We start from the raw sequence: 24,821 nt of genomic DNA on the forward strand, positions 1-24,821 counted from the left end.
TTTACATGTCAATGCTGAATGTGGCGCTTTGGCTTACCGGTATCGCGGTGATCATCACAACGGCTTTGCCACTCACCAATAGTGTGACGTGGTGGGTGCGGATGTGGGATTTTCCGCGCCTGCATATCTCGCTACTGGCACTCGTGGTTCTGATGGCGGCCCTGTTCATCGCAGTATGTCTGAAATCTCTACTGATCGCCCTGATGTCTGTCGTCTTTGTTTTTCAAGCGATACAGATTTTCCCCTACACACCGCTCGCGCGAACCGAAGTGGATTTGGCTGAAGTGCCCTCCGGTGTGAAGGCGGTGTCGATGATGTCAGTGAACGTCTTGATGGAGAACCAGCGCTACGGCGATCTGATTTACATCATCGAACGCGAAGATCCCGATGTCCTGCTCCTGATGGAAACGGATAATGTCTGGCATAACGCGCTTAGGGACGTTCTATCGCGTTACACAACCATCAAGATGCATCTGGCCGATGATCACTACGGCTTAATCATTGCCACGCGGTTGGATGTAATCAGCATTGATTTGCTTTGGCCCGCGCAAGATGACACCCCTGCGGTAAAGGCGGTTCTGAATGCGCCGAATGGCACCGCGTTCAACTTCATCGGTCTTCATCCGCGTCCTCCCGTACCGGGCAATACTACCGAAGTCAGGGACAAACAGATCAAGGACGTCGCACTTATGACGTCGTCATCTGACAGGCCGACGATCTGCATGGGTGATTTCAACGATGTGGCGTGGTCATGGACAACGCGGCGTTTTAAACGCTACAGTGATTTCCTTGAACCGCGCGTGGGGAGGGGCATGATCTCGAGCTTCCATGCCGCCTATCCGTTCATGCGCCTGCCCATCGACCAACTTTTCGTGACGCAGGATGTAAATCTGGTGTCGTTTAACCGGTTGGAGAATTTTGGCTCTGACCATTTCCCGATGGTGGCAACGGTTTTTTTTGACAGCCCCGGGAGTGGGAAAAATGGCGAGCGAAACGATGCCCGACACAATCACCGATAAGACGGCTGCCCAAGCTATGGCACCCACACCCTGGAAGCGATTGGAAGTGCCGATCACAGGCATCTTTTGTATCCTGTTGCTGCAAGCTCTGGTTTGGGCGAGCGATTTTCTGATACCCGTCACAGCAGCATTTCTGGGCTATTTCGTGCTGAACAGGCCCCGACGCTGGCTGGCACGTATAGGTATTTCGCCGGTGTTTTCTGCTGCGTTGTTCACGGCGGTTCTCACGATTACGATCGGTGTTTTGCTGGTGCAGCTCAGCGCGCCGGCTGCGCAATTCATTGAAGACCTCCCATCGCTCATGGAGCAGATCAAACAGAAGCTTTCTGTTGCCGGTGGTACGATGGAAGCGATCAACGATGCCACTGTCGCAGCACAGGAAATTATAGACGATCAGGACGCGGAAACCGTCGCCGTCGAGGTCGTGTCGGACACGGGTATCGCTGCCACGCTGTTCAGTATGGCGCCCGGTTTTCTGAGCCGTATTCTGTTTGCGCTTATCTTAGTTTTTTTCCTTGTTGCGTCGGGCGACATGTTCCTGACCAAGACAGTGCAGAGCTTTGAGAGGTTCAGCGAAAAGCGCCGCGCTGTCGAGGTTCTTCATGCCATTGAGGACCGTCTTGGCTATTATCTTGGGGGGATTGCGATCATCAACGCCGGATTGGGTGTTGCTGTCGGCATCGCCATGCATCTTTGGGGGCTCCCGAGCGCGATCGTTTTCGGATTTATGGCCTTTGGCCTGAACTTCGTACCATTCCTCGGGGGCCTGATGGGCGCGACAATTGCCGCGGCGGTTGCCTTCGTCAGTATTGACGGGACGTGGGCGGCGGCGGGCGTGTTTGCAACCTATGTCATTCTGACGGGCATAGAAGGACAGTTCATCACGCCAATCATCATTGGTCGCAGAATGCGTCTGAACACGACAGTCGTGTTCCTGTCGGTCGCGTTCTTTGCATGGATATGGTCGGTGATGGGGATGGTCGTCGCACTGCCTATCCTGATCGTGATCAAAATAGCCTGCGACGAAACGGAGGGGCTGCGCACGCTGGGGCGGTTCCTTGGGGATGTGGATGAAAAACAATCCGCTGTCGCAATTAACGACGAAGCGTAAGCGACAGGCGCAAGTTGATTGCGTCTGTCTTTTGTTGGGTCAGGTCTTGCGACGGACCAGCCGCACGACAAAAATCAGCAGGCACGCACCTGCTGCAGCGACGATAAGCTGTCCGATCCAGCCACCCAAAGTGGCACCGACGATCAACACCAGCAGCCAGTTCAGAACCAGCGCGCCGACAATGCCGAGCACGATGTTCATCAGCAGGCCGTCGTCAGTCTTCATGATCTTTTCCGCGATCCAGCCCGCAAGCGCGCCTATGATCAGCGATCCGATTCATCCTATTCCAGTCATTAGTTCTAATCCTTATTTGTCTCAATTATCAGAAGCGTTGCAAAAATTTGGACGGAGCACCAAAGATCATGGGACAATGGTCTGAGACGCTCCGCCCTGAAACACCGCAATCAGGAGGATGACTGCGGTGTTGCTGTTTTGAAATCACAGAAGGGACATGTCAGTCCGCTTCCGGGGTTTCGTTAGTCAAGACCAAGCTCTTCGGCCAAACGGATGTCCGGCTCCAGAATGCGGACTTCGCTTTCGTTGAACTCCGGCATGTTCTCGAGTTGTCCTTGGGTGTGCCTGAGGACGTCGTGGGTACGCTCGATTTGATCAAGGGAGATGTGGTCGTTCGTCTTGCGGCGAACACGCCAGCCGTGCGCATTGCCGAGATTGTGGCTGCGCTGTGATCCATCCGTCGCATGGAGTTCAGATATTTGTGGCGACGAAGCCCGTAGACTTTCGCAAGGGACACGATGGTTTGGCGCCTTGGTACAGAGTCATTTGCAAAAGAAGCCCTTTGATGGCGCGGTTTATGTGTTCCGCGCCAAGCGTGCGGATCGACTTAAAATGATCTGGTGGGGCGGCACAGGGTTGGTCATGGCATATAAGCGGCTTGAGCAGAATGCGTTCAAATGGCCTGCCATTCGCGACGGCGTATTGCCACGTGGACGCGCTGACGAAGAACGCTTGGTCGCGGATATGATCGAATTGACGCGCCAATTTGGTCGATATGTCTACCGTCGGATTACAACGCAAAATGACCACATAATGCTCTGGGCTACCGCCCACCTGCGCCAGAGGCCATCGTTCCGATGGACCAAACGCCAATCATGCAATAATTTTCAAACTGGACCACCCAAGTGGGACTGCTCAGGACGACCTGCCCTTCATCAGACGCATCAGATCGCTAATCGCCAGTTTCGGCGGGACCGACACGAACATGTGGACGTGGTAACTTGAGAGCACGCCGCGGATGATCTCGACACCACTCTGCGCACAGACCTGGCGGCAGATATCACAGACCCGCAGTTTGATGTCGCCCTGCAACACTTTATAGCGATACTTGGTCGACCAAACGAGGTGGTAGCGGTGATAATAGACGCAGTGCTTCCCCGTGGATCATAGGACGATTCTTCGTGCTAAAGCACGCCCGTCTGAAAGACGGGCGGTTTAGACCAAAGAGTGGATACTAAAGCTCTAAGAGTCCAACTTCCTTAAAGCATGTGGCATCGAAATTAGCGAATTGTTAATCAAACTAGCAGCAGTTGGGCTGACGCTTTTCATACGCAAACACAGTAAACGCTTTCGTTTACATTTAGGAGGTGTCGCGTGGTTCCTTACGATGCTCATTGGTTTCGATCTGCTCTGAATGCAATGCACGATATGGTGCTCATCAAAGGTCCTCGCTCACAGCTCCTCTGGGCGAATAAGGCCTTCCTTGACTACTACGGTATGTCTGAAGAGGAGTTGCGTAACATTATCGATGCTGATCACAGCGATCCTGATGACACACTGCAATATGTTATTGATGATCAAACCGTGTTCGATACAGCCAAAGATCTGGATATTACTCGGGAGAATGTAACGGATGCTTCGGGTAACAGTCGTTTTTTTCATACGATTAAATCTCCAATATGCGAAGCCGAAGATGTTGTTCGATGTGTCGGTGTCAGCCGGATGTTGGAAGACACCAAAATCAATAGCCGAAAAATTGACCACACTGATGCAAAGGCGTTCGTGGCGCCGCTAAAGTCGCTGACGTCAGGCTTCCCAAATCCCATGATCATGGTGGATGTCAAGAAGCGTATCATAAATTCGAGCCCGCTCTGGAACCAGTGTTTTGGTCACTTAAAACTTACGCCGAGTACTTTCTTCGAAGAGGTTTATGCATCGTTGAGCGAATTACACTCAGCAATTGATGATTGTTTGGAATTGCAAACCCACGCCGAGATCGCCGTCAGTCATAAAAACCCAGAAGGTTCTGAAAAGAAATATTCAGTTCAGATCAGCCCCTGGGAACACGGAGATGGCACATTGGGAGGGGTTACGATCGTCGCAACGGATATCTCGGCGCTGCATGACAAATCAGTTTCACTGGAGCGTGCAAATGAGGAGCTTATGCAGTTTTCGTATCGTGCTTCACATGATTTGAAAGGTCCATTGTCAACGGTTAAGGGACTTGCCAATTTTATTGTCGAAGACATCGCAAGTGGCGACCTCGAAGAAGCCAAAGAGAATGCGCGGCGAATTAACAGCACAATGCAGCGCCTGGAAGATACTGTGATAGCAATCCTTGAGCTTGCCCAAGCCGATTTGAAAGACGAAAATATCACAAGCATATCGCTATCACATTTGATGACCGACATCTGTGAGGATTTAGCCCTGCAAATTTCAGAAAGCTCTGTCCAAATCGACTGTAACTTCGAGGTAGAAACGTTAACATGCCAACCCACGCGTCTGCGACAAATCATAGGAAACCTATTATCAAACGCAATCAAGTATCGCGCGCCGCACAGAGAAGACAATAACGTGACAATTAGTTCGAGACGTTCCCAAAATGGTGTCGAGTTATGTGTGATGGATAATGGCCTGGGTTTGCCTGAGGGTTCGAAAGACAAGATTTTCGATCGCTTTACCCGCTTCCATTCTGGCTTTGAAGGCTCTGGTCTGGGCCTGGCAATCGTACAAAAGCATGTCGACGCGCTTGGGGCTCGAATTGGCGTTGAGGATTTGTCGCCAGGGACAGCTTTTCGGTTCATTATACCGCAGCCAAGATTGGAGGTGGTGTCATGAGCGTTTCCGTTCTGATCGTTGATGACAACGAAATGGATCGCTATCTTTTGCGGCGTAATCTTGCAAAGTGTTCCTTCGATATCGTGAGTTTTGAGGTCGCAGATGGTCAATTCGCAATAGAGTACTTTGAAGAACACAGCCGTCGCCGCCAACTGGAACCAGAAAGATATCCCCCCCTTGTCATATTTTTAGATGTAAACATGCCGCGTGTTGATGGGTTTGGGTTTCTAGAGAGATTCAGTGATATTCGCGCGGCAAACGAGTTGAAATCTACAGTGGTCGTTATGTTTACCTCCTCGCCCAGGCAGGAAGACAAAGACCGTTCACGACAGTGGAGTTTCGTTAGAGATTTCATTGTAAAAGGCGAATTTTCGCCTGACGATCTGGATCGAATTTTTTTAAATTTGGCTGCTTAGCAGCAAAGCTGACTGTCTCAGGGCAGCCCAACGATTTGGTGCTGCTTGATTTTGCGCAGTAAAAAGTCAAATAAATCCCACAGAATTAGGTGTTTATCGACGGCGTTGCACGGATCAAGTTTGAGGCGGATCGGTCCGTCCCATTGCCAATCGTTTCAGAAGACAAGCTCAAACGCGCGCCGGCGCCAGGCGTCGAACACAAATCTCAAAAGGGTCTCAACCGCCGTTCGGCTTGAAATTATGCTGCTGCAACATGACCTAGCAAAACGAACTGTCGCCGCAACTGCAAACCCAGTTTGTAGGCTATTTGGCGCTTCGCGGCGTTCTCAGCCATCCGCGGCATTTGCCCGTATGACCGTAATCTGTTGTTTTGACGCCGCTTGACCACCGTAGTTCCAAGTCATGGTCCACAAGTTACGTCCATGTCTCGCCTTCATCGCTACTCAGCCCTTTGTTCTGCTTGAAGCCCTAAATACATCTACGGGCGGCAAGATCGGCTCCGCGCCGCAAAGACCTTGGCAACGACTTCGCCTTGCGCGGCTTTGTCACCTGTGGGTGTTGCGACACGCCGCTGCGGTCGTGTTATTCGACCAGCAACAGCGGCAAGCGCTACGCTTATTATCTCTGCCAGACCAAAGACTGTGACGCCTACGCCTCATCACTACCTATTTCAGCGGAACAATAGGTGGCATCGGAGCCTTACAATATCCAAACGGGGCTTTCTCATCGAGACGCGTGTATGAAAACCAGCCAACGATGGACTTCGATACCTCAGAAGCTGTCTTGACCAAGGCTTTTAAGATGTCTCGGATCAAAGCAAGATAAGCCTTGTCGTCGGTGGCATGGGCGGCCAGCGCTGGCTTGCTTCCCTCAACAGTTCCGATGATATCATAAGCCAGCGAATGAAAAGTTCTGGCCTCCAACGGCTCACCGCACTTTTCTTCAATCCGCTCACTCATCTCTTTGGCGGCGGCACTGGCAAATGCTAAAAGCAGTACTTCTTCTGGTTTGCGCGCGCCCGACTTCAGTAAATAACCTGCTTTGGCGGTGATAACGCTGGTTTTCCCTGAGCCAGCCCCTGCTAAGATCAGTGTTGCGTCTTCATCAGCAACGATTGATTTACGCTGCTCTGGCGTTAATGGGTTGCTTTCGAAAGTATCAAAGAAGTCGCTCCACTCAACAAGCTGACGTTCCTCAAAAGCTGCAATTGCTTGCTGCCTATCGTGTTGAGCGTTTTGAACAAACGTCTGAATTTTTCCAATTTGATCCCGCTGAACATCCCCGAGCGCTTGCTGTGGAAGCTTTGATAGAAGGCTTTGGTCAAGGCCACGCGCACGTTCCACTATTGGTGACACGACGCACGCCGCAGGATAAGTTGCTGGGTCCGAAAGCTGTGCAATTTCCAAAAGCAATGTGTCAATGGCTGCGCGACTTCGCTCAAAATCTGCTTGGTTGATCGCTTCCCAGTCCAAACGAATTTTGTCCGAGAATACTAAAGCTTCTTTTTGCCGAACGCCTTTGAGCAATTGAACAGGTTGTTCGTCCAATTGGAGCCTCAGCGAAGCGCCCCAAAATCCACTCTCAACAATCGGACTTGCTGAAAGCTCTCTCAGCCCAGCAGTCACCGCATACCCAGCTTGGACGACGATCTCATTTCCATCGTACCCTATGTATCTAGGGTATTTCCCGAAGGGGTTGAGAAGGAAACCAACCAACGGTTTTGGCTTTAAGCGCTTCAAAATTCTGGAACTTTCAAATCAATAGAAGAGAAGATCTATGGTTTGAGGGTATCGCGCATTACGATGACCTAAAAGTCTAAATCAAGCATCTGAGGGTAAGCTTGATCTGGTCATACGGACGGTAAGAATGGCCGCTGGGTGCGTTATGGGTGCCCAAAGTGGTGCGCTAGGGTGAACTCGTTTGGTTTGCTTTGAAACTGATTGAAGACCACATAGTATTGAAGCTAAACACTTTTTGCGTCGGCTTGAACCAGCCTGCTAGAGTTTGAATGGGAACCTAGGAAAACTGAAAATCCTCGTGTCGGTGGTTCGATTCCGCCCCCGGGCACCATTTAAATTATTGATAAATATAGATAATTGGGGTTGCTTTAGTGGCCGCGGTATTCGTTATATCTCGCTTGGGTGCCGTATGGGTGCCAAATGCCATGATATGAGCTGCATATCGTTTATGCAATTGGCTGAACGCTGGTGTGTCTGTGGCGTTCGTTCTATCCTAAGGTGATTTCAGGAAATTGATACCCTTAGGTTCCGCATATGTACGACCCCACTTTTAGCACTGCGTCGCTAGCCCGACACCTGACGAAAAACGATTTCTTAAAACAACCTGCGCTTATGGGCGACCCATACAAAGCAGCTGTTATCACTAGTGCAGTCCACACAGCACGAAATGGCTTTCCTTCTCTACCATTGACGCCGAACGATTTGGCTGGTCGGAGAATTTATCGAGTCAATGACTTAGCGTCCGATTTAGTGCTTAGGAAAGCGGCGCAAAACATTAGAAGGATCACTGGAGCCAAGCAAAGCAGTCGAATGGAAATCGTCCGTCGATTAAAGTTGTTCTGCGAAGAAGGTATGCCGTTTACCATTGCAAAGACGGACATAAAGAACTTTTACCCATCCATTGATCAAGATGTCCTATCTGGTCACCTCAAAAGAAGATTGGTCACCGCGCCTAGCACTCGAGCTGTACTTGGATCGTTGATTAACCATTGCAAAAGTAACTCTCTTTCGGGTCTTCCTCCTGGCTTGGCAATCAGCGCAGAACTAAGCGAATTTTACATGCAAGATTTTGACCGCAACATGCGAGAAACCTTGGGAGCCCATTATTTCGCGCGCTACGTCGATGATATCATTTTGATTTTGCCAGAGCTTGATAGCGCAAGGAAATTAAAAAAGAAAATCGAGAATGCGCTGCCTAATGGTCTTGGGCTCAACTTCACGAAGTCGAAGATCTTTGTATTTGGAGGGGCCAAGGCTAACACCCCTTCCGCAGAACACAGCTTCGACTACCTCGGCTTCCGATTTACCATCTATCAAACCAATAAAAGGAGACCGTGCTTTAGGGTTGTGGAACTAGATATTGCTGCATCAAAAGTGAAGAAAAACAAGACAAGAGTTGTGAAGTCGTTTTTGCAGTATCTGTCGGATGGAAATTTCGAAGACCTGCGCGACCGTGTTCGCATTCTAACTTCTGGCTACCAGTTCTTTGATGAACGGCAACAAAAGAAACGAAGTGCTGGACTACAGCATACATACAGCCTCATCGACAGCGGTGCTCCCGCCTTGGCTGAACTCGATAAGTTCTTCGAGGGTATGGTTTTATGTAGCTCAGGGCCAATTGGAGGTAGACTTGCACTTTCGTTAAGCAACCGCGAAAAGAAGGAACTCCTAAAGCATTCTTTTTTCACGGGCGTGGCCAATCGAGTTCACTTCAGGTTCAGCGCTGATCGATTAGCGCATCTCATGGAGTGCTGGAAGTATGCCTAGTAAACATAGGTTTAGAGTCAAACTGAGCAGGGCAGACAAGTGGCGCGTTGTCCTGACCGACACCTCACCTTTCGAGGTGCCAATAATCATCAGCAACGATGGGTTTTACAAAAATTTATATGGGCTGGCTGGCAAATCGGCACACTTTAAAAAGCTAATCAAAACCCTTGTGCTAGAAGATGATGGCAAGAGTTTCTCCGTCCCCTTGAGATACAGAATTGTCAAAGATTCACGCAGTGTAAGAACATTGAGTTTGCTTCACCCTAACGGGCAAGTGGTGTTGGCTTCATTCTACGAAAAATATGAAGAACTGATCTGCGAATACGCTTCCCGCAGCCCGTTCTCAATTCGTGCGCCGGAAAAAATCGGTGGATCGTTTTTTGTTCCATCGCCACTGCAGGGCAAGAACCAATACAAGAACGCTACCGTTGACACCACGGAACTCGACAAACTGGTTAGAAATCCGGCTAGCTACTTTGCCTATTCTGGATTCAGCCGTCTGCACCAGTTCTTTGCCTCGGACGACCACATTCGGCTGGAAAAGAAGTTTCGGTACCAGCTATCGCTAGATATCAGCAAATGCTTTGACAGCATTTACACCCACTCCATGGCTTGGGCAACAAAGAGCAAGGAGGAAGCTAAGGAGAGCATCTTTCCGCTGAATTTTGGGAACCAATTTGACAAGGTGATGCAAAGACTAAACCACAACGAAACGAGTGGGATTTGCATCGGTCCAGAGGCTAGTCGCATTTTTGCGGAAATCATATTGGCGAAGGTAGACCAAAATGCCCGCCGAAGTCTTGAGAGGCGCGTTCCGGCCATTCGTTACGGCGTGGAGTATGAGTGCATGCGCTATGTCGATAATTATTATGTGTTTTCTAACAGCGCCGAAGTTGCTGAGCAGGTCGAGCACGAACTATCACTTGCACTGCGCGAATACAATTTGCACCTGAACGTCGGAAAGCGAGAGTTTGAAAAACGCCCGTTCTATTCAAAAAAATCTTTGGTGATCGACGAGATCAACAATTCTCTACGATCCCATTGGGCACAGTTGTTCGAGACAATACATCTGCCTTCAAGTGGCAAGAAAACGGTAATACCAAAGTTCATCTATCGCTATCGCGCTCTATTCGGAAAACTCACTAGAGAGGTTAAGGCCGCGTGTTATGCATCAGAATTGGGCTACGATGCGGTTGCAAACTACGTCATTGGCGCAATCCGACGGAAAGTCATAGATATTGCTGATGACTACGCTGAACTGAGCGCAATTGAGGAAAGCCCGGTAGTCGAACGGGATTATCGTCAGATGTTCTTTTTCCTGCTGGATGTTGGTTTCTACTTTTTTACGTTGCACCCCACCGTGGCGTCCTCACTCGGTTTGTCGCACGCTCTCGTACGCGCGGCCCAACATATGGTCTTGCCACGTTTTAGTTCCGGTCTCTTTCGAGCAATGTTTGCTATGAAGGAGATAGAGAATGGCACCGAGATACACAGACGAGTTTCGTCTTGATGCAGTACGCATCGCAACGACCAGTGGGCTGACACGACCGCAAGCGGCAGCGGATTTAGGAGTTGGGCTTTCGACGTTGAACAAGTGGGTTCAAAAGCATCAGCATGACAACCTGATGTCGGGTCCTCACGAGGATGTCGAGAAAGAGAACGAACGCCTTCGCAAGGAAGTTCGGTTGCTTCGCGAGGAGAGGGAAGTGTTAAAAAAAGCGGCAATCTTCTTTGCAGGCCAAAGTCGGTGAGGTTCGCCTTTATCGACGCCTGGAAAGAAGAATGGCCTGTCGAATTTCTTTGCCGCGTCATGCAGGTTACGTCGCGAGGATTTCGCGCGTGGCGAAGCCGCCCGATGAGCCAGCGACAGCGCGACGATATGGTGATCCTGGCGCATATCCGCGAACAGCACCGCTTAAGCCTGCAAAGCTATGGCGGGCCTCGCATGACCGAAGAACTGCAAGAACTGGGTCTGCAAGTTGGGCACCGGCGCGTGGGCCGCTTAATGCGGGAGAATAGCATCAAAATCATCAGGACCCAGAAATACAAGGTTACGACCGACAGCAATCATGCGTTTAACATCGCCCCTAACTTGCTGGGCCAGGACTTCTTTGCAGATGGTCCAAACCAAAAGTGGGCCGATGACATTTCCTACATCTGGACCAGTGAGGGCTGGTTGTATCTGGCAGTGATCCTTGATTTGTATTCCCGTCGTGTCATCGGTTGGGCGGTTAGCAATCGTATGAAGCGGGATCTGGCGATCCGAGCATTGGATATGGCTGTGGCACTGCGGCAACCGCCGAAGGGCTGCATGCATCATACGGATCGCGGGTCGCAATATTGTTCAGGCGACTATCAGAAACGGCTGTCTAAACACGGCTTCCAAGTTTCGATGAGCGGTAAGGGAAACTGCTACGACAATTCCATGGTTGAAACGTTCTTCAAATCACTCAAGGCAGAGCTGATTTGGCGCAACCGCTGGGAAACCAGGCGTAAAGCCGAAGGGGCGATTTTCCAGTATATCAATGGGTTCTACAATCCACGACGGCGGCACTCGTCATTAGGTGGCAAAAGCCCCTTGGCCTTCGAACGAAAGGCTGCCTAAATGAGTTGAGAGACCGGAACGCAACCGCGACAAGACCAATCTGCAGAAGCATGACCCTGAGGGGCATGATATTCTTAAAGAGGCCTCGCTTCGTTGGGCATCACAATTGGCCAGAGCTCCCAGCTTTGAAGGTCTGTTTTCAAAGGGCTCAGTTGTGCCGATTGAAATCCTGAACATTTTAGTAAGTCTGCAGCAATTTGGCGGTGACGGCCAGCTGGAGCATGAGTTGATTGCATTAACCAAACTGGACGAGCAGAGCCGTGGATATTTTGAACTTGTCGTAAAGCTATTTATCTACGGAAACCGTTCCGACTTCGATCAGCACAGATCCGAAATTTGGAAAACCATTTGTGAACGGGTCAAATCAGAGAAACATCTGGCAAGAGATTCAGAATCCGTACATTTATTCCTTGATGCGCTTGCTTGCCCGCACATTGAAAATGCCAAGCGAGCTGAACTGCTCCGAGATGTTTGGAAATCGATTTCTCCCAGTATGGGTGCAATCAGCAAGTGTGAAGCCGAGGCAACAGTCGCTGAGATACAACAACAATACTGGTTTGTTCGTTGGGATGGTGTCGATCTCTTGAACATGATTGAAAAGAAAGAGTTGAGCAGCGTCTATGCTTAAGGTATTGATAGCTGAGGTTATCAGCCACGTTTTACCGCGACTTGTTACGGTACAGACTTGTTGATCAAACTGCGTGGATCGTACAATCCGCGAAAGAGGTTGGCTTGAGCAGCAATGCACACACTTACGTTGGCTGGTACCCTTGTTCTTATCAACTATTTCTGCTTCGCGAGTTTAACTAAAACAGCGCGCCGTGCTTCTTTTTCTGCCAATGATCCTTTGACCTATTGCCATGGAGTACGTGGCTTGCGTGCCTTTGCCAGTTCAGGGTTCGCTTTTGCGTCACCAACGGCGGCGCGCAGCTTTTCGCGAGCCTCGCGTGGGTCAAGTTTCAATTCTTCGCACAGAGCTTTGAGTGTCACGATATCAGCCATTATTGATCTCCTTTGGTTCTGATGAAGATCGATAAGATGCGATAAGGAGGCTTGTCAGGGATATTCCTAGTTCGGTTTGAAGATTTCCGAAACGTCCACATTAAGCGCCTTTGCGATGCGCTCGACGACCAAGATCGATGGGTTGCGTTTCCCCGTCTCAACGCCACTCAGATAGGTTTGATGAATGTTCGCGCGATGGGCAACATCCTCTTGAGAAAGCTCCTTTTCCCTCCTGATCCTTTGGATGTTTTTTGAAACGCGCGATTGAACTGACATGCGCTGCATGGCGCATGGGTGATGGGATCAGCGCCATAGGCTATAAGTCATATTCGCTCTAGGCTGATCCAAGACCCGAAGTCATTGGTGATGTTTAGGAATGATAGAAGGAAACGGTGGCCGCACGTGTTCTGACTTGACTCATAGTCTATTGGACGACGAGAAGGCATTTCTTTCTCCCGCAAAGCTCATTCTCCCCAATGATGTCTTGGGTCACATCGACGAGCGCTCAATTACTCACGGCCTTTACGGATGGTGGTTCGACGGCAATCTACCGTTCGTTCCGAGGGACGGATGCATCTCGCACAAAGGCAAACATCTGCTCTACGTGGGCATAGCACCGCCAAAAGATGGGCCAGCGCGATCAAGGTCATCAACCCCAATAAAAAGCCGCCTATGGCGAAATCACGTGAATGGAACGGTGCGGTCGTCCACTCTGCGCTTGTCCCTTGCCGCGTTGCTTCAGCACGACCTCAATCTGGCGTTCTGGCGCGACACTGGAAGTCGCGTTCGGATGGATCGAGAACATGAAGCAAAGCTGACGGTATGGATCGGGAAGCACGCAGCGCTATCAATGATGCAACAGGACAATCCTTGGAGCCTTGAGGAAAAGCTAATCAAGCGTGGCCCGCCTTTGCCGTTAAACCTCAGCATGTCCGGCCATCCCTTTAAAACGACACTGAGCGATCTTCGCCGTGCACTTGGGAGGAATTGACCTGATCCGTAAGTAATCCCTGAGTCAGAGACTCATACGTGCGCGCGGCGGCGTTGTATTGAGCCAGACGTGCTGGAACGTCCGTCGGGCTGGCACATGCTGTCAAATACACGGCTGGCTCAAGTTGCCCTGCTGTGAGGCGCGCGCGATTAATTTAAGCCAGAGAGCCGCCATCTGACGCCAGAGGCAACAGTCTGGGTGTTCTATATACCCACCCAATTTCGAAGACTCGTTTCTGGGGTTTTACCTGACGAGAGACGGTCACTTTCTTAGCGTCCTGCCAACAGCGACAGGAGGCACAACGTTGGAGAAATCAGACGTCATAATAACGGTTGCGGTCGTTCTCGCTCCAGCGGTGATCGCATTTGTTTGGGTGATGTGGGAAAATTCTGTACTGCCTGCAATGATCCCAAAATCCGAGATCGTCGCGGAAGCCGATGAACTGATAGAAAAATACGGTAGCCGGGCAGAGGAAGTTGCCGCGAACCGCGAATATGAGGCGTGGTACCGATCTGAACTGACTGACCAAGGCAGATGGAAACGGGTTCGCCGCGAAATCGCACGTCAGCAACGGCGCGACTGATATATTCTTGTGGTCGATCTTGTCGCTGGTCACAGTCAACGGCCTGTGGATTGGCTGTCCATTGTACAACCGTGCGATTGTCCTTCGCCACTATCACAAAAAGGGTTGGGTTCAAAACGAGGCCATGGACACTCCAGCAGATGAGTAAACCCACCCATGCGGCACCCAAATCAGTCCTTGCAGATCGCTGTGAATACGGACCAATTGAAAAGACTCACATAATTGGTTCCGTGTCGCCTCCAACAGCCTGATCAATAGTCCGCGTGTCGGTCTCGAACGATGATCTGTCGCATCGTATTCCGATGACCACCGGGGTAATGGGAGGGTGTTTTTTTAACGGGTCCCGTCTGTCGGGCAGGCAAGCGCTCATACTGACTGCCAAGGTTTTGGGTTTTGAGCCGATTGTCGGCCGCTGCATTCAAAGTCAGGATGCCACAACGCCACAATGACATATTGAAAGTTGGCATCCTGAGACACGTGTCAGAACGCCAGCGATACATGTGGCAAAGTGGCATTGTGGCACTCTGGATCAGGCCGACTTGAGTGACCATCTCCAAGACCCGTGCTTTTGTTCGGACTGAACCCCCATCCGCGTTTTAGCCCGAACAAGTGTGCGCTCGCTGATGCCGCGCTCTTCCGCCAGCGCCAGCATCTCTTTGGACTTTCGTGGTCCGTCGCGCAGTTCGCGTTTAAGAAATTCCTCTGCGGCATCCTTGGGTCGTGTGTTGGTATTTCCGACTGCGGCATTCAGATCGTTTACTGAGATTTCTTCCTCTCCGATAAATTCCAGACGCGGCACGCCTCCGTCTTCCGTCGGGATTTGCATCATATAAACCCAACTAGGACCTTTGGGGCCGACGTTGTGTTTCAGGTGCGCCATAACCCTGTGGTCTACATTGTCGGGATGTTGGCCGATGCGGATCGCTGAACGCGCTGCTGCGATCATGTCCACCGTGCCGCCGCCTTGATAAAGGGCGTTGTCCTGCTTCATCTTTGTCAGGTGCCTGATCAAAACAACCGCACATCCGTAATCTTTGGCGACACTTTCTATTTTGTCGATCAAGGCTCGGATCGAACTGGAATCCTTGACGCGCGTATCTGGTGGGATGAACGACACCCAAGGATCAATGATGATCAGGTCTGGCTCATACGCGTCCAATTCAGCCCGTAGCATTTTCAGGCCTTCATCGTCGAAAGCGAGCCGACCATTGAGAACACGGATTTTCTCAGGGTCCCCACCCATCGCATCAATGCGAGGGCGTGTCGTGTATGACGGATCGTCTTCCGCACTGATATATAGGACATTGCCTTGATCGAGGTCGCCCCCGTCAGGTAGATTACCGCCTCGCGAAATCTCCGATGCTAAGAACATAGACAGGAAGGACTTGCCCAAGCCGGGGTCGCCCTCCAAAATCGTGATCATCCCCAAGGGAATATACGGCTCCCAAAGCCACTGCACCTTTCGGGCCTTGACTGATGAAAGCGTGACGAAAGTTGGTTTATCGACCATTTTGGTCCCCGATCTTACAAATGATGTTGGATACTTGCCGTTCGAGTGCGGTTCGATTTTGGCCATACTTGTCGAGGAAATATGCGCTGCTCCAGACGACGCTTGCGATTTCATCGATTGTCGCCCCGGCTTCAAAAAGCTCGGTGACCATCACGAAAATCCATTTTGAACGATCAGGGGCCATCACGCGGTTATGGCGGATGACTGTCCGGGCTGACGCGCTCAGCTTGGCTCGATATTTGCGCAGGACGTCGAGGCGATCATGCGCGTAAGGGTTCATATCCTGCGGCTGGGATGACACACCATGATTTCGACCCTTGTCGGAGGTGAGTTTCGGTCGCTCTGAAACCGTATTCCAGTTCTGCGAAATCAGCTTAACGAACGGCTCGTCATAATGCGGCTTGTGATTTACTGAGCCGGGGATGCGCAGCATCTTCGTGATGGTCCATCCAGCATCGCCACCATACCTGTCAGCGAGGGAGCGCGAAAAGCGCTCGGCTTCTTCGACATCATGCTCGGTATCCCACAACCACAACGCCTGAAATCGATTGGGCGATGTTTCCCACAAATGACTGGGCAATGGTCGATAGGCTTTGGGATCACTGTCATCCATGTCGCACCAGCCCAAGGAAGTAGGCAGCGCGAACTCCTTTTGGCGTCGATCCTGCGAGAATGGGTTTACGCCAAAATACAAGTTGTGATCCCAACGTGAATACTTGTGCAGCAAACGGTTTAAGTCAGCTTTGACTGTGCTGGCGCGGACAACATGTTCACGCCACTTGCTGCCATCAGGATTTGCCGTAGCCAAAAACAGGAAGCTATTTTTTGGTGCGTCCATCCATAGGCGGCTCAGAAAACCCACCATACTTTGGTGGGTGTTTTGGTCATCATCGTAGTCCTTAAAGGCATCTGGGTACCGAACATCTGGACGTGCTCGTTCATTCACGCACGGTGGCATGTTGTGTCCTTTCGAATTATAAAGAAAAGACGGAGCGATTTAGGCTCCGTCTCCGAATTTAGTCGATTGAGTGCTTTGTTGGAAGCTTGTCGATATTGGCCAAGTGCCATTCCAACACTTGCTTGGCATCCCAAATCTTAGACTCAACTTGCTTGGGGAATTCCCCCTGCTTTTCCAATGTGATCAAAACATCATAGTCGTAGTTAATGCCGAGGCGTTTGAGGCTGTCGAATGAAAAACAAAATTGCATCCTGTTCATCTCGCATCCTCGTAGTGCCAAGTGGCACGCTCGGATTTACGGGCATCTATCCAGGACAATAATTCATCGCGATCCCAGCAGACGCACGCACCTGAAAGACGAATGCGGACAGGGAACCGCCCTGCTTGCTCAAGCCGGATAAGTGTTGAGTTCGATTGCCAGATTCCTAGAGCCTTGAGATCGGCTCTCGACAGGAGGACCTTGTTTAGTTTTGTGGCTAGCTTCGCCATAGTTTTTTCCTTCTCAGTTAGAGTAAGGAACGCGTTCCAATTCGTGTCAATTGATGCGATTTTGATAGCATATAATCTTAATTTATGTCTATTTATCAGAATGATAAGTCTGGAATTATCTGTTCCAAAAGCGTCAAGGCCCTTGCAGCTTCCTGAGCTCGCCAATCAGCTTGCTAGACAGTTCATTTTCGGCTGGCAGGATTTCACCAATACAAATTGCCATTACGGAAAGAAACGAGCCATGCATTGATGGATCGCTTGCCACTACTGTCTTGTGGTAAGTGCCACGACTTATCGTCAGGCTGGGAAAAAAGGATTTAAGGACGCGGGTTAGTGCATTTCCAAGATCGGTCAAAAATTCCATTGTCATAGATTCGTTTGGTAGCCGATCCTCTAACAGCAGCTTCAATTCTGTGGCGCGGTCATGGAACTTGTTCAGTTCCGCGACCAAAGAACTCTTGTCAGGCGCCGGGTAGTCGAGTTTTTCAGGCCACTCGGAAAGCAGCGCTGAATTGTCGTCGGCAAGCGCGTCGAGTAAGAGACGCGCTGGTTTGATTGTGTGCGTCTCTAGATACTTAATACGGCTAGTGAGTTTAACATCGCCGAGACCGTCCAAAAGGCGCAATGGTGTCGTGTGAAGAGCGGTCATATAGTCAAATGCGACGTTGCGAAGCTGTAGCTGTAGAGCATGAAAATCTGCGTCGTCCAAGTTACCCGCAATTTCGCCGATAGACTTAATCGCGTCATCTTTGAATAAGTCGGTGTTAGGGTCGCGCCCCTTGGGAAATTTGGGCTGATCCCTGTACCAAGCAGGCTCACTGTACCGCTGATGGTATGGTGCATGGTCTTGTGGATTCTTCGACATGATCTGCCCATTGCTCTAGTGCTTCGCGTTTCTCATTTAAATACGTGTAGCGATTGTACGTTGCACCGACGCCTGAGACGACCCCTGATTTATGATTGGTCACTGCGTCGATCACGTGGGGCATAACGCCGATCTTGGCCATGCCTGTGGAGGCCGTGCGCCTGAAATCATGGAAGCGCCAATCCTGTGTGTTCTCTGGCAGCGTAGCCTCAATTCGGGCCTTCAATCGACCGAACCCAGAAATCGATGATCGCCCTGTGGTGGTGAAAACGAAATCGCTGTTGAGGAACCTATGCAAGGATCGCAGGATGTCCACGGCCTGTGGAGGCAGGGGCACAATATGCAGGCGAGCGTTTTTCACGCGGCTTGCTGGAAGTTCCCAAATGCCCTCATCAAGATTGAGTTCGGACCACCGCATTCCAGACACCTCGCTTCGGCGCTGACCTGTAAACTTTAGCAATTTGAGAAAAGGCCCAAACGGGTAGCCCTCGGTTTCGCTGTGTCGCCAAATCGCGCGAATTTCATCATCGGTGAGTACGCGATCACGCTGAACTTCGCGTGTTGGTGGCCTGAGAGGAGCCACGGGCGACGTTTCAATGGTGCCGCGCATGGCGCACCAGTTCATGAGCTTTTTGATCGCTGAAAGCGCCCGGTTTGCCCGTGTCGGCGTGCCATTGGCGATAATGCCATCCAAGACCTTGGTGACGTCCTGTCGCTTGATCTGATCAAGGGGCCTGTCGTTCAAGCCATCAAACTTGCGCAACACACTTTGGGTGCGTTTCCAGTCTTTGGTGTTTGGCTTAGCGTGAATTTCGATGAACTTTGGGATGACCTCACCGAGGGTGGGTACTGTTTCCTCTGGGATTCCGGGTGTCACGTCGAACTCACCCAGCTCGATTGACCGGGCGATTTCCGTCGCGCGGCGTCTCGCATCGGCCAGAGAGATCACAGGATAAGACCCGATTTTGATGCGTCGTCTTTTGCCGTTGGCACGGGACATCGTGTAAAACATCCTCGCACCTGTGGTCGACACCCGCACATGCAGGCCGTTTACTTTTGCGTCGCGAACCTCGTACCGTTTAACGGTCGCAGGCTTCATCGCGTCGAGTGATTTGGTTGTCAGTGTCTGTTTCATGTGGACACTGTAAGACACCCAGAATCCCCGTGTCAGGGTATGGTTTGGGATGGCCTGAGGGTTTATGATTAAAGCCGCGTTAGGTTGCTTAAAGTTGGGGATGTGACTTTTGTCATCTTTTTTGTGTTTCGTGGGAACCTGCCAAAAACAAGAACTAGGAGCACTCTCTGCCCTAATGGCCGCTGTGGGAAAAAGGCGATCCGAGCCGCCAGATGGGGCAAACGAGCACTTGAAGCGCTACAAGAGCGCGACCGGGCCACCTGCATTCTGAAAGAGTACGCATTTTTAACTTGGCTCAGGCGAGTTTCTGCTTCGTATCAAATGGCTACGTCACGTACCGTGCGGCCCAAACGTCAGGCATATCGGACCCAGACCGGCCTGTCGTCGTAGAACCTGCGGAGGTTCACATTGCGGACAAGGACGAAACCGCTCTTGCGGTATTGGCGCGTGTTGCTGGTGTTTCGCATAGATCGAAGTGCGGTAATTTTGTGATCTGACTGACCTGTTGGACGATTGAGACCTTCTCAATCTGACCAATAGGAGGTTTCAATGTCAGACCAATATGTACCAGCGCTGCGCCAGCGGTTTCTTGAAGATATGCAGATCAAAGGACTGCAGCCCAAGACGCAAACGATGTATCTGCGCGGGATGCGGGATTTTACGCGGTTTCTGGGGCACGCGCCGGATACGGCAACGCCGGAGGAACTGCGTGCGTTCCAACTCGATATGAAGGAGCGCGGGGTCGGTGCGCCAACGTTCAACAACCGACTAACGGTATTGAGTTTCTTTTTTGCGGCGACCTGTCCTCGGCCTGAGATGAAGCGGCATATGCGATATCAGCGGGCAGCCAAGAAGATCCCAGTGGTACTGAGCGCCGAAGAAGTCACCCGCATTATCGAAGCAGCACCTGGGCCTGGGCTGAGATACCGTGCCGCCTTCAGCGTGGCTTATGGTGGCGGGTTACGGGCAAGCGAAGTCACCCATCTCAAGGTCGGTGATATTGACAGCGACCGGATGCTGATCCGGATTGAGCAAGGCAAGGGGCGCAAAGACCGGCAGGTCATGTTGTCGCCCAGCCTGCTGGACCTGTTGCGCGACTATTACCGAGAAGCCCGCCCGCGCTTTCCTCCTTGTCGGATTTGTCGCCGCTGCAGCTCGCGCTGACAGCAGCCACAAACCTTAGACAGAACGGGCTTTTGATGCGGCTACGCCGATGACGGCTCTTAAGAATAACATATGGGTCATTCACACTTGAAATGCTGTGCCTCTCCTTGCACCATTAAACCAACGACCCAATACTAAAGGAACTGACGGCCTTCTTTTCAAAGGAAAGAGTTTTTTATGAGACCAGTATTCGGATTTTCTTCTGTTATCTTGCTTTGCCTTCCTGTCGTCGCATTCGCACAGGACGCGAAACGTGAGTTCGAAATTAGCTTTTTCGCCGATAATTTTGCGGCGACTGTATTACCCAACGCTCCACGGATCAAAGCGGGAGACTTGCTTAGACTGCAGACCCTCGAACTTGAAGACAGTCTAGAGGCTTGCATGCCCGGTGAATGGACGAACCGTTATGACCGGAGTCCGCCTTCGTATTCCCTAAGCACCGGCATGAAATCACATTCAGGCACTATCGAAGCCCGGGTTGCTTCGAATTTTGGGCTAACTGTGAGCGGAACCGTGGCCGCCGATGTGCGCTCAGCCATCTCAGCTACCGGTTTCCAGATTGAAGCTGACTCGGTGCGCCTAGAACTGCGTAGGATAGTTAACATCATTAATATTGACGATCCGCTTTGCGGAGTGTTCGTCGACGCATTGGGTTCGGGCTACGTGCCCTCAGACCAAGTGCTGGTCGGAAATGCCTTTTTTGTTGATGGCGATATCCAATATGAATTCACCCTCTCGTTATCAGGCGAGGCTGAGGGTGAAATCACAGCTGACAGACTAGTTGCATTCTTGAATTCTGTGCCGTTCTTATCTCGAATTGCACCGTACTTCGACGCGAGTGCCGGGTTAACCGTAGGTGGTGCACAGGTAACCTCGGACACGATCACAGCGGGGTATGGATCGACCGGCCAACGTGCTATCGCCTTTCGACCTTTCTCTGTTAACACGCAAGAGGCCAAGATTTTTTTCGATAGTTTAATTGAGGCATCAGGCGGCATCAGCAGTCTTGCTGAGATTGCTGCGGACAAAGAGCGAGCAGTCGACTTTCTGCAAGAGTTCCCGCAATTCATCCTTGGAGGAGAAGGCTCATTCTTGAGATTTCTATATGCTGGCGAAGGTCTGGTGCCCTACCAGTCATTCGTTAACGAACAGGCTGACTTTGCAACGGACTTCGCTCAAACAGTCTCTTGGGTGCTCACAATCAATGCAGTAGCGGCACTTAACTGAGCTCTCTGAGCGCGACACCGCTTCCGGTAACTATTTCGATCAAGTTAGCGCGAAGCGAAGGGTTCAAAATGCTCATCGTTGAAAACGCGTATGTCCGTAAGCAGACTCTAGGACATGACGCAGCATTCGTCACTTTGGGCTCGCAGTTCGAATTCGCTGCGATTTGCACGAATGGCGGCTAACTTCAAACGCTCGACCAACATCCGTCGTGTTGATTTAGTCAACTTTTTAGCTTCGCAATCTTTGCTTTTCCGTTGCAGCGTGGATAGCTGACGCATGAAAGAAACGGGCCGTATCGACCCCGCTTTTCAACTAACCAACCATCTTCGCAGCTGGGACAACTCGGATATTCGGCACCGCAAGAGCATTTACTCAAACCAGTCTTCGCGTTTCGAATGGGCAAGCCTGCTCCACAAGCAGCGCAAGCGTTCAACGAATGCCCACAAAGGCTCGCGTGTTCACACCTATACCATGTGCGCCCACCTTTCGTCGGCACAGGGACCAGATGCCCGCCACATTCTCCACATGTGTGGTTGTATTCCTCTTGCTGCTGAGCGCCCACGGCCCCGTACTCAGGGTCATCCATCAACTCGGTGATAAAAGCTGATTGTTTTGATGCCGACCCCATCAGGGTCACGGACTTGCGGGCGCGGGTGAGAGCAACATACATGACACGGCGTTCTTCGGCGTTTTCAAATGGCTCTGCTTTAGGTGAGACAAGACTTAGGAGAGGGTCGTCAACAATTTCAGACGGAAAGCCGGTACGCCCCCGGAACATGTTCAAGATCACCACATGATCGGCCTCAAGCCCCTTGGAGGCATGGATCGTGCGAAACGAAATATCCAAGTCAGGGAAGTCGCGACGCAACTGCGAGAGATTTGACGGGGCCAAATGCCGATATCGCCCAAGCAGTAAAACTGATGTTTGCTTCTCTTGCTTAGCGGTCTTTCGTAACGAGTGAAGCACCTGCGACAACTTGCTGTTCTCATCGGCCTTGATGGTTAAGATAACTTTCAATGCAGGCTTTTCAGAGGTCCCAGCGGGTATCACTGTTTTGTTCAACTGGGCTGGGTTTTGTAGCACAAACCTCTTTGCGGCGTGCGCAATCTGATCGATAGAGCGAAAAGTTCTGCCTAAGTCGACTGTACAGTGAACCCCAGATTTCCCATCAAATTCTCCACCAAACTCGCCGCCAAAGTTCCGCATTAGATTGATGTCGGACCCTGCAAATCGGTAGATTGATTGCCAGTCATCACCAACCGCAAATATTCGGGCATCGCTATGCTGCGCCTTTAACGCTTTGACCAATCGGCCCCGACTGCGGGATATGTCCTGAAACTCATCTACCAAGATATGTTTGAAGGGGCTGTGATACTCGTTCGTCTCGGCATACTTGGTTGCCCGCAGGATCATATCTTCAAAATCGATCCGTCCATTTAGCAGTGTTTGGTATTCTGAATAGACAGGCTCAAAAATGGACAAAAAAGCTGAAGCCCGTTTGCCAAGTTTCAAGGTGCGCCCTTTGTTGGCGCATTCGCCAAGCTGATATCCTCCTCCCTTATAATGCTTCAAGAAAGTCCCAAGCAACTGAACAAAGCTATCGGCTTGGTTTAGCTCGACCACCCTGTCAAAGAGTGTTTCAAGTGATCGTGGATTAACAGTTTCAAACGGCGCTATTTTCTCTGCCAGCGCATCCAGTAAGCGACCATCTTCACGTTCGTAACCGAACGTTTCGATCAAAGTCGTTTCGTGTTCAGCGTGGACACCGCGCTTCCATTCCATGCCAGCGAGATATTCTTCGCGATCAACGAATGGCGCTGTCGTCAGGCGATAGGTTCCGTCTGCCGATTTTGAACGGCGAACCCCGAAGTGCTCAATGTATATCCCACTACTAATCAGGCGAAAATCAGGACAATAATCACGGTATCCGCCTTCGGAGACCTTGTGCTCGTAGTCGGGTTCGTACTCATATTCGATGCCATTCTCGTAAAGCCAATTGGCAATCATCAATTCTTCGAAGCTTTTGACCTGTTCGCCCTGAAGGGTGCGCAGATCAAGCTTTTCGATGTAGGTGTAGTAGCTGTGCTTCTTTTTGAAATCCCATTCGCTTTTCTCATCGAGACGCGTGTATGAAAACCAGCCAACGATGGACTTCGATACCTCAGAAGCTGTCTTGACCAAGGCTTTTAAGATGTCTCGGATCAAAGCAAGATAAGCCTTGTCGTCGGTGGCATGGGCGGCCAGCGCTGGCTTGCTTCCCTCAACAGTTCCGATGATATCATAAGCCAGCGAATGAAAAGTTCTGGCCTCCAACGGCTCACCGCACTTTTCTTCAATCCGCTCACTCATCTCTTTGGCGGCGGCACTGGCAAATGCTAAAAGCAGTACTTCTTCTGGTTTGCGCGCGCCCGACTTCAGTAAATAACCTGCTTTGGCGGTGATAACGCTGGTTTTCCCTGAGCCAGCCCCTGCTAAGATCAGTGTTGCGTCTTCATCAGCAACGATTGATTTACGCTGCTCTGGCGTTAATGGGTTGCTTTCGAAAGTATCAAAGAAGTCGCTCCACTCAACAAGCTGACGTTCCTCAAAAGCTGCAATTGCTTGCTGCCTATCGTGTTGAGCGTTTTGAACAAACGTCTGAATTTTTCCAATTTGATCCCGCTGAACATCCCCGAGCGCTTGCTGTGGAAGCTTTGATAGAAGGCTTTGGTCAAGGCCACGCGCACGTTCCACTATTGGTGACACGACGCACGCCGCAGGATAAGTTGCTGGGTCCGAAAGCTGTGCAATTTCCAAAAGCAATGTGTCAATGGCTGCGCGACTTCGCTCAAAATCTGCTTGGTTGATCGCTTCCCAGTCCAAACGAATTTTGTCCGAGAATACTAAAGCTTCTTTTTGCCGAACGCCTTTGAGCAATTGAACAGGTTGTTCGTCCAATTGGAGCCTCAGCGAAGCGCCCCAAAATCCACTCTCAACAATCGGACTTGCTGAAAGCTCTCTCAGCCCAGCAGTCACCGCATACCCAGCTTGGACGACGATCTCATTTCCATCGTACCCTATGTATCTAGGGTATTTCCCGAAGGGGTTGAGAAGGAAACCAACCAACGGTTTTGGCTTTAAGCGCTTCAAAATTCTGGAACTTTCAAATCAATAGAAGAGAAGATCTA

Annotated in this window: 24 protein-coding genes and 2 pseudogenes; 14 read left to right on the forward strand and 12 right to left on the reverse strand. The window is 50.8% G+C overall.

Features of this window, described 5'->3' with window-relative positions; all coding sequences use genetic code 11:
* The first annotated feature begins 5 nt into the window (after positions 1-5).
* Positions 6-1,019 (forward strand): endonuclease/exonuclease/phosphatase family protein, encoded by a 1,014-nt coding sequence (locus ROLI_RS14715; RefSeq protein ID WP_262386603.1) that lies wholly within the window; start codon positions 6-8, stop codon positions 1,017-1,019.
* Positions 982-2,130 carry an AI-2E family transporter gene (locus ROLI_RS14720; protein ID WP_262386602.1) on the forward strand — a complete coding sequence of 383 codons (1,149 nt, stop codon included), beginning with the start codon at positions 982-984 and terminating at the stop codon, positions 2,128-2,130. Before ROLI_RS14715 ends, ROLI_RS14720 begins: the two co-directional genes overlap by 38 nt.
* Before the next feature lie 39 nt (positions 2,131-2,169).
* Here ROLI_RS14720 and ROLI_RS14725 read toward each other — a convergent pair whose 3' ends face one another.
* The gene (locus ROLI_RS14725) at positions 2,170-2,355 is read right to left on the reverse strand and encodes a GlsB/YeaQ/YmgE family stress response membrane protein (protein WP_187431361.1); all 186 of its coding nucleotides are present in this window, start codon (positions 2,353-2,355) and stop codon (positions 2,170-2,172) included.
* A gap of 540 nt (positions 2,356-2,895) precedes the next feature.
* Between ROLI_RS14725 and tnpB the strand changes: the two are divergent.
* Positions 2,896-3,057 (forward strand): annotated as a pseudogene (gene tnpB / locus ROLI_RS23835) (IS66 family insertion sequence element accessory protein TnpB); the annotation flags it as partial.
* Between the two features lie 222 nt (positions 3,058-3,279).
* Here tnpB and tnpA read toward each other — a convergent pair.
* Positions 3,280-3,513 (reverse strand): annotated as a pseudogene (gene tnpA, locus ROLI_RS14730) (IS200/IS605 family transposase); the annotation flags it as partial.
* Positions 3,514-3,738: 225 nt separating this feature from the next.
* On the opposite strand from tnpA, the gene ROLI_RS14735 reads away from it, so the two are divergent.
* From ROLI_RS14735 to ROLI_RS23840, 3 genes are all read left to right on the forward strand, one after another.
* Positions 3,739-5,202 (forward strand): ATP-binding protein, encoded by a 1,464-nt coding sequence (locus ROLI_RS14735; RefSeq protein WP_187431359.1) that lies wholly within the window; start codon positions 3,739-3,741, stop codon positions 5,200-5,202.
* Complete coding sequence (locus tag ROLI_RS14740; RefSeq protein ID WP_187431358.1) at positions 5,199-5,618, forward strand: response regulator; 420 nt, start codon at positions 5,199-5,201, stop codon at positions 5,616-5,618. Before ROLI_RS14735 ends, ROLI_RS14740 begins: the two co-directional genes overlap by 4 nt.
* 532 nt (positions 5,619-6,150) lie before the next feature.
* Positions 6,151-6,303: a recombinase zinc beta ribbon domain-containing protein gene (locus tag ROLI_RS23840; RefSeq protein WP_222869622.1), complete on the forward strand. Its 153-nt coding sequence runs from the start codon at positions 6,151-6,153 to the stop codon at positions 6,301-6,303.
* Here the strand turns inward: ROLI_RS23840 and ROLI_RS14745 are convergent.
* Positions 6,284-7,357 carry a UvrD-helicase domain-containing protein gene (locus ROLI_RS14745; RefSeq protein WP_262386601.1) on the reverse strand — a complete coding sequence of 358 codons (1,074 nt, stop codon included), beginning with the start codon at positions 7,355-7,357 and terminating at the stop codon, positions 6,284-6,286. The genes ROLI_RS23840 and ROLI_RS14745 overlap by 20 nt on opposite strands.
* Before the next feature lie 534 nt (positions 7,358-7,891).
* Between ROLI_RS14745 and drt3a the strand changes: the two genes are divergently transcribed.
* From drt3a to ROLI_RS14765, 4 genes are all read left to right on the forward strand, one after another.
* Entirely contained in the window at positions 7,892-9,124 is a 1,233-nt protein-coding gene (drt3a, locus tag ROLI_RS14750; protein ID WP_187432152.1) for an antiviral reverse transcriptase Drt3a, read from the forward strand.
* The gene (gene drt3b / locus ROLI_RS14755) at positions 9,117-10,634 is read left to right on the forward strand and encodes an antiviral reverse transcriptase Drt3b (protein WP_187432151.1); all 1,518 of its coding nucleotides are present in this window, start codon (positions 9,117-9,119) and stop codon (positions 10,632-10,634) included. The genes drt3a and drt3b overlap by 8 nt, the downstream gene beginning before the upstream one ends.
* A protein-coding gene (locus ROLI_RS14760; RefSeq protein ID WP_338469156.1) for an IS3 family transposase occupies positions 10,600-11,729 on the forward strand; the annotation gives its coding sequence in 2 pieces (ribosomal slippage) (positions 10,600-10,846 and positions 10,846-11,729; 1,131 coding nt in all). Before drt3b ends, ROLI_RS14760 begins: the two co-directional genes overlap by 35 nt.
* 154 nt (positions 11,730-11,883) lie before the next feature.
* A complete protein-coding gene (locus ROLI_RS14765) occupies positions 11,884-12,357 on the forward strand; it encodes a hypothetical protein (protein ID WP_187432002.1) in 474 nt (157 codons plus the stop codon).
* Positions 12,358-12,581: 224 nt separating this feature from the next.
* Here the strand turns inward: ROLI_RS14765 and ROLI_RS14770 are convergent, their stop codons facing one another.
* Together ROLI_RS14770 and ROLI_RS14775 are read right to left on the reverse strand one after the other, a co-directional pair.
* Positions 12,582-12,731 (reverse strand): hypothetical protein, encoded by a 150-nt coding sequence (locus tag ROLI_RS14770; RefSeq protein WP_187432001.1) that lies wholly within the window; start codon positions 12,729-12,731, stop codon positions 12,582-12,584.
* Positions 12,732-12,797: 66 nt separating this feature from the next.
* Positions 12,798-13,016 carry a helix-turn-helix transcriptional regulator gene (locus ROLI_RS14775; RefSeq protein WP_187432000.1) on the reverse strand — a complete coding sequence of 73 codons (219 nt, stop codon included), beginning with the start codon at positions 13,014-13,016 and terminating at the stop codon, positions 12,798-12,800.
* Positions 13,017-13,158: 142 nt separating this feature from the next.
* Between ROLI_RS14775 and ROLI_RS14780 the strand changes: the two genes are divergently transcribed.
* Together ROLI_RS14780 and ROLI_RS14785 are read left to right on the forward strand one after the other, a co-directional pair.
* On the forward strand, positions 13,159-13,722 hold the full coding sequence (locus tag ROLI_RS14780) for a GIY-YIG nuclease family protein (RefSeq protein ID WP_187431999.1): 564 nt from the start codon (positions 13,159-13,161) through the stop codon (positions 13,720-13,722).
* Positions 13,723-14,026: 304 nt separating this feature from the next.
* Positions 14,027-14,305: a hypothetical protein gene (locus ROLI_RS14785; RefSeq protein ID WP_187431998.1), complete on the forward strand. Its 279-nt coding sequence runs from the start codon at positions 14,027-14,029 to the stop codon at positions 14,303-14,305.
* A gap of 529 nt (positions 14,306-14,834) precedes the next feature.
* Here the strand turns inward: ROLI_RS14785 and ROLI_RS14790 are convergent.
* The 6 genes from ROLI_RS14790 to ROLI_RS14815 all read right to left on the reverse strand — a co-directional run bounded on the left by ROLI_RS14790 (position 14,835) and on the right by ROLI_RS14815 (position 19,262).
* Positions 14,835-15,815, reverse strand: coding sequence for an AAA family ATPase (locus ROLI_RS14790; protein ID WP_222869701.1), 981 nt, complete (start codon positions 15,813-15,815; stop codon positions 14,835-14,837).
* A complete protein-coding gene (locus ROLI_RS14795) occupies positions 15,805-16,773 on the reverse strand; it encodes a DNA-primase RepB domain-containing protein (protein ID WP_222869700.1) in 969 nt (322 codons plus the stop codon). Before ROLI_RS14795 ends, ROLI_RS14790 begins: the two co-directional genes overlap by 11 nt.
* Before the next feature lie 58 nt (positions 16,774-16,831).
* Positions 16,832-17,032 (reverse strand): hypothetical protein, encoded by a 201-nt coding sequence (locus ROLI_RS14800; RefSeq protein WP_187431995.1) that lies wholly within the window; start codon positions 17,030-17,032, stop codon positions 16,832-16,834.
* Positions 17,029-17,262, reverse strand: a complete 234-nt coding sequence (locus tag ROLI_RS14805) for an AlpA family transcriptional regulator (RefSeq protein ID WP_187431994.1) — start codon at positions 17,260-17,262, stop codon at positions 17,029-17,031. The genes ROLI_RS14800 and ROLI_RS14805 overlap by 4 nt, the downstream gene beginning before the upstream one ends.
* A gap of 133 nt (positions 17,263-17,395) precedes the next feature.
* Positions 17,396-18,127, reverse strand: coding sequence for a hypothetical protein (locus tag ROLI_RS14810; RefSeq protein ID WP_187431993.1), 732 nt, complete (start codon positions 18,125-18,127; stop codon positions 17,396-17,398).
* A complete protein-coding gene (locus ROLI_RS14815) occupies positions 18,078-19,262 on the reverse strand; it encodes a site-specific integrase (protein WP_222869699.1) in 1,185 nt (394 codons plus the stop codon). The genes ROLI_RS14810 and ROLI_RS14815 overlap by 50 nt, the downstream gene beginning before the upstream one ends.
* 549 nt (positions 19,263-19,811) lie before the next feature.
* Here ROLI_RS14815 and ROLI_RS14820 point away from each other — a divergent pair.
* A complete protein-coding gene (locus ROLI_RS14820; protein WP_262386683.1) occupies positions 19,812-20,426 on the forward strand; it encodes a site-specific integrase in 615 nt (204 codons plus the stop codon).
* Positions 20,427-20,603: 177 nt separating this feature from the next.
* Positions 20,604-21,653, forward strand: coding sequence for a hypothetical protein (locus ROLI_RS14825; protein WP_187431991.1), 1,050 nt, complete (start codon positions 20,604-20,606; stop codon positions 21,651-21,653).
* A 220-nt stretch (positions 21,654-21,873) separates the two neighbouring features.
* Here ROLI_RS14825 and ROLI_RS14830 read toward each other — a convergent pair whose 3' ends face one another.
* Complete coding sequence (locus ROLI_RS14830; protein WP_187431990.1) at positions 21,874-24,783, reverse strand: UvrD-helicase domain-containing protein; 2,910 nt, start codon at positions 24,781-24,783, stop codon at positions 21,874-21,876.
* Between the last annotated feature and the right edge of the window lie 38 nt (positions 24,784-24,821).

Source organism: Roseobacter fucihabitans (assembly GCF_014337925.2).
In the GTDB taxonomy this organism is placed as follows: Bacteria; Pseudomonadota; Alphaproteobacteria; order Rhodobacterales; family Rhodobacteraceae; genus Roseobacter; species Roseobacter fucihabitans.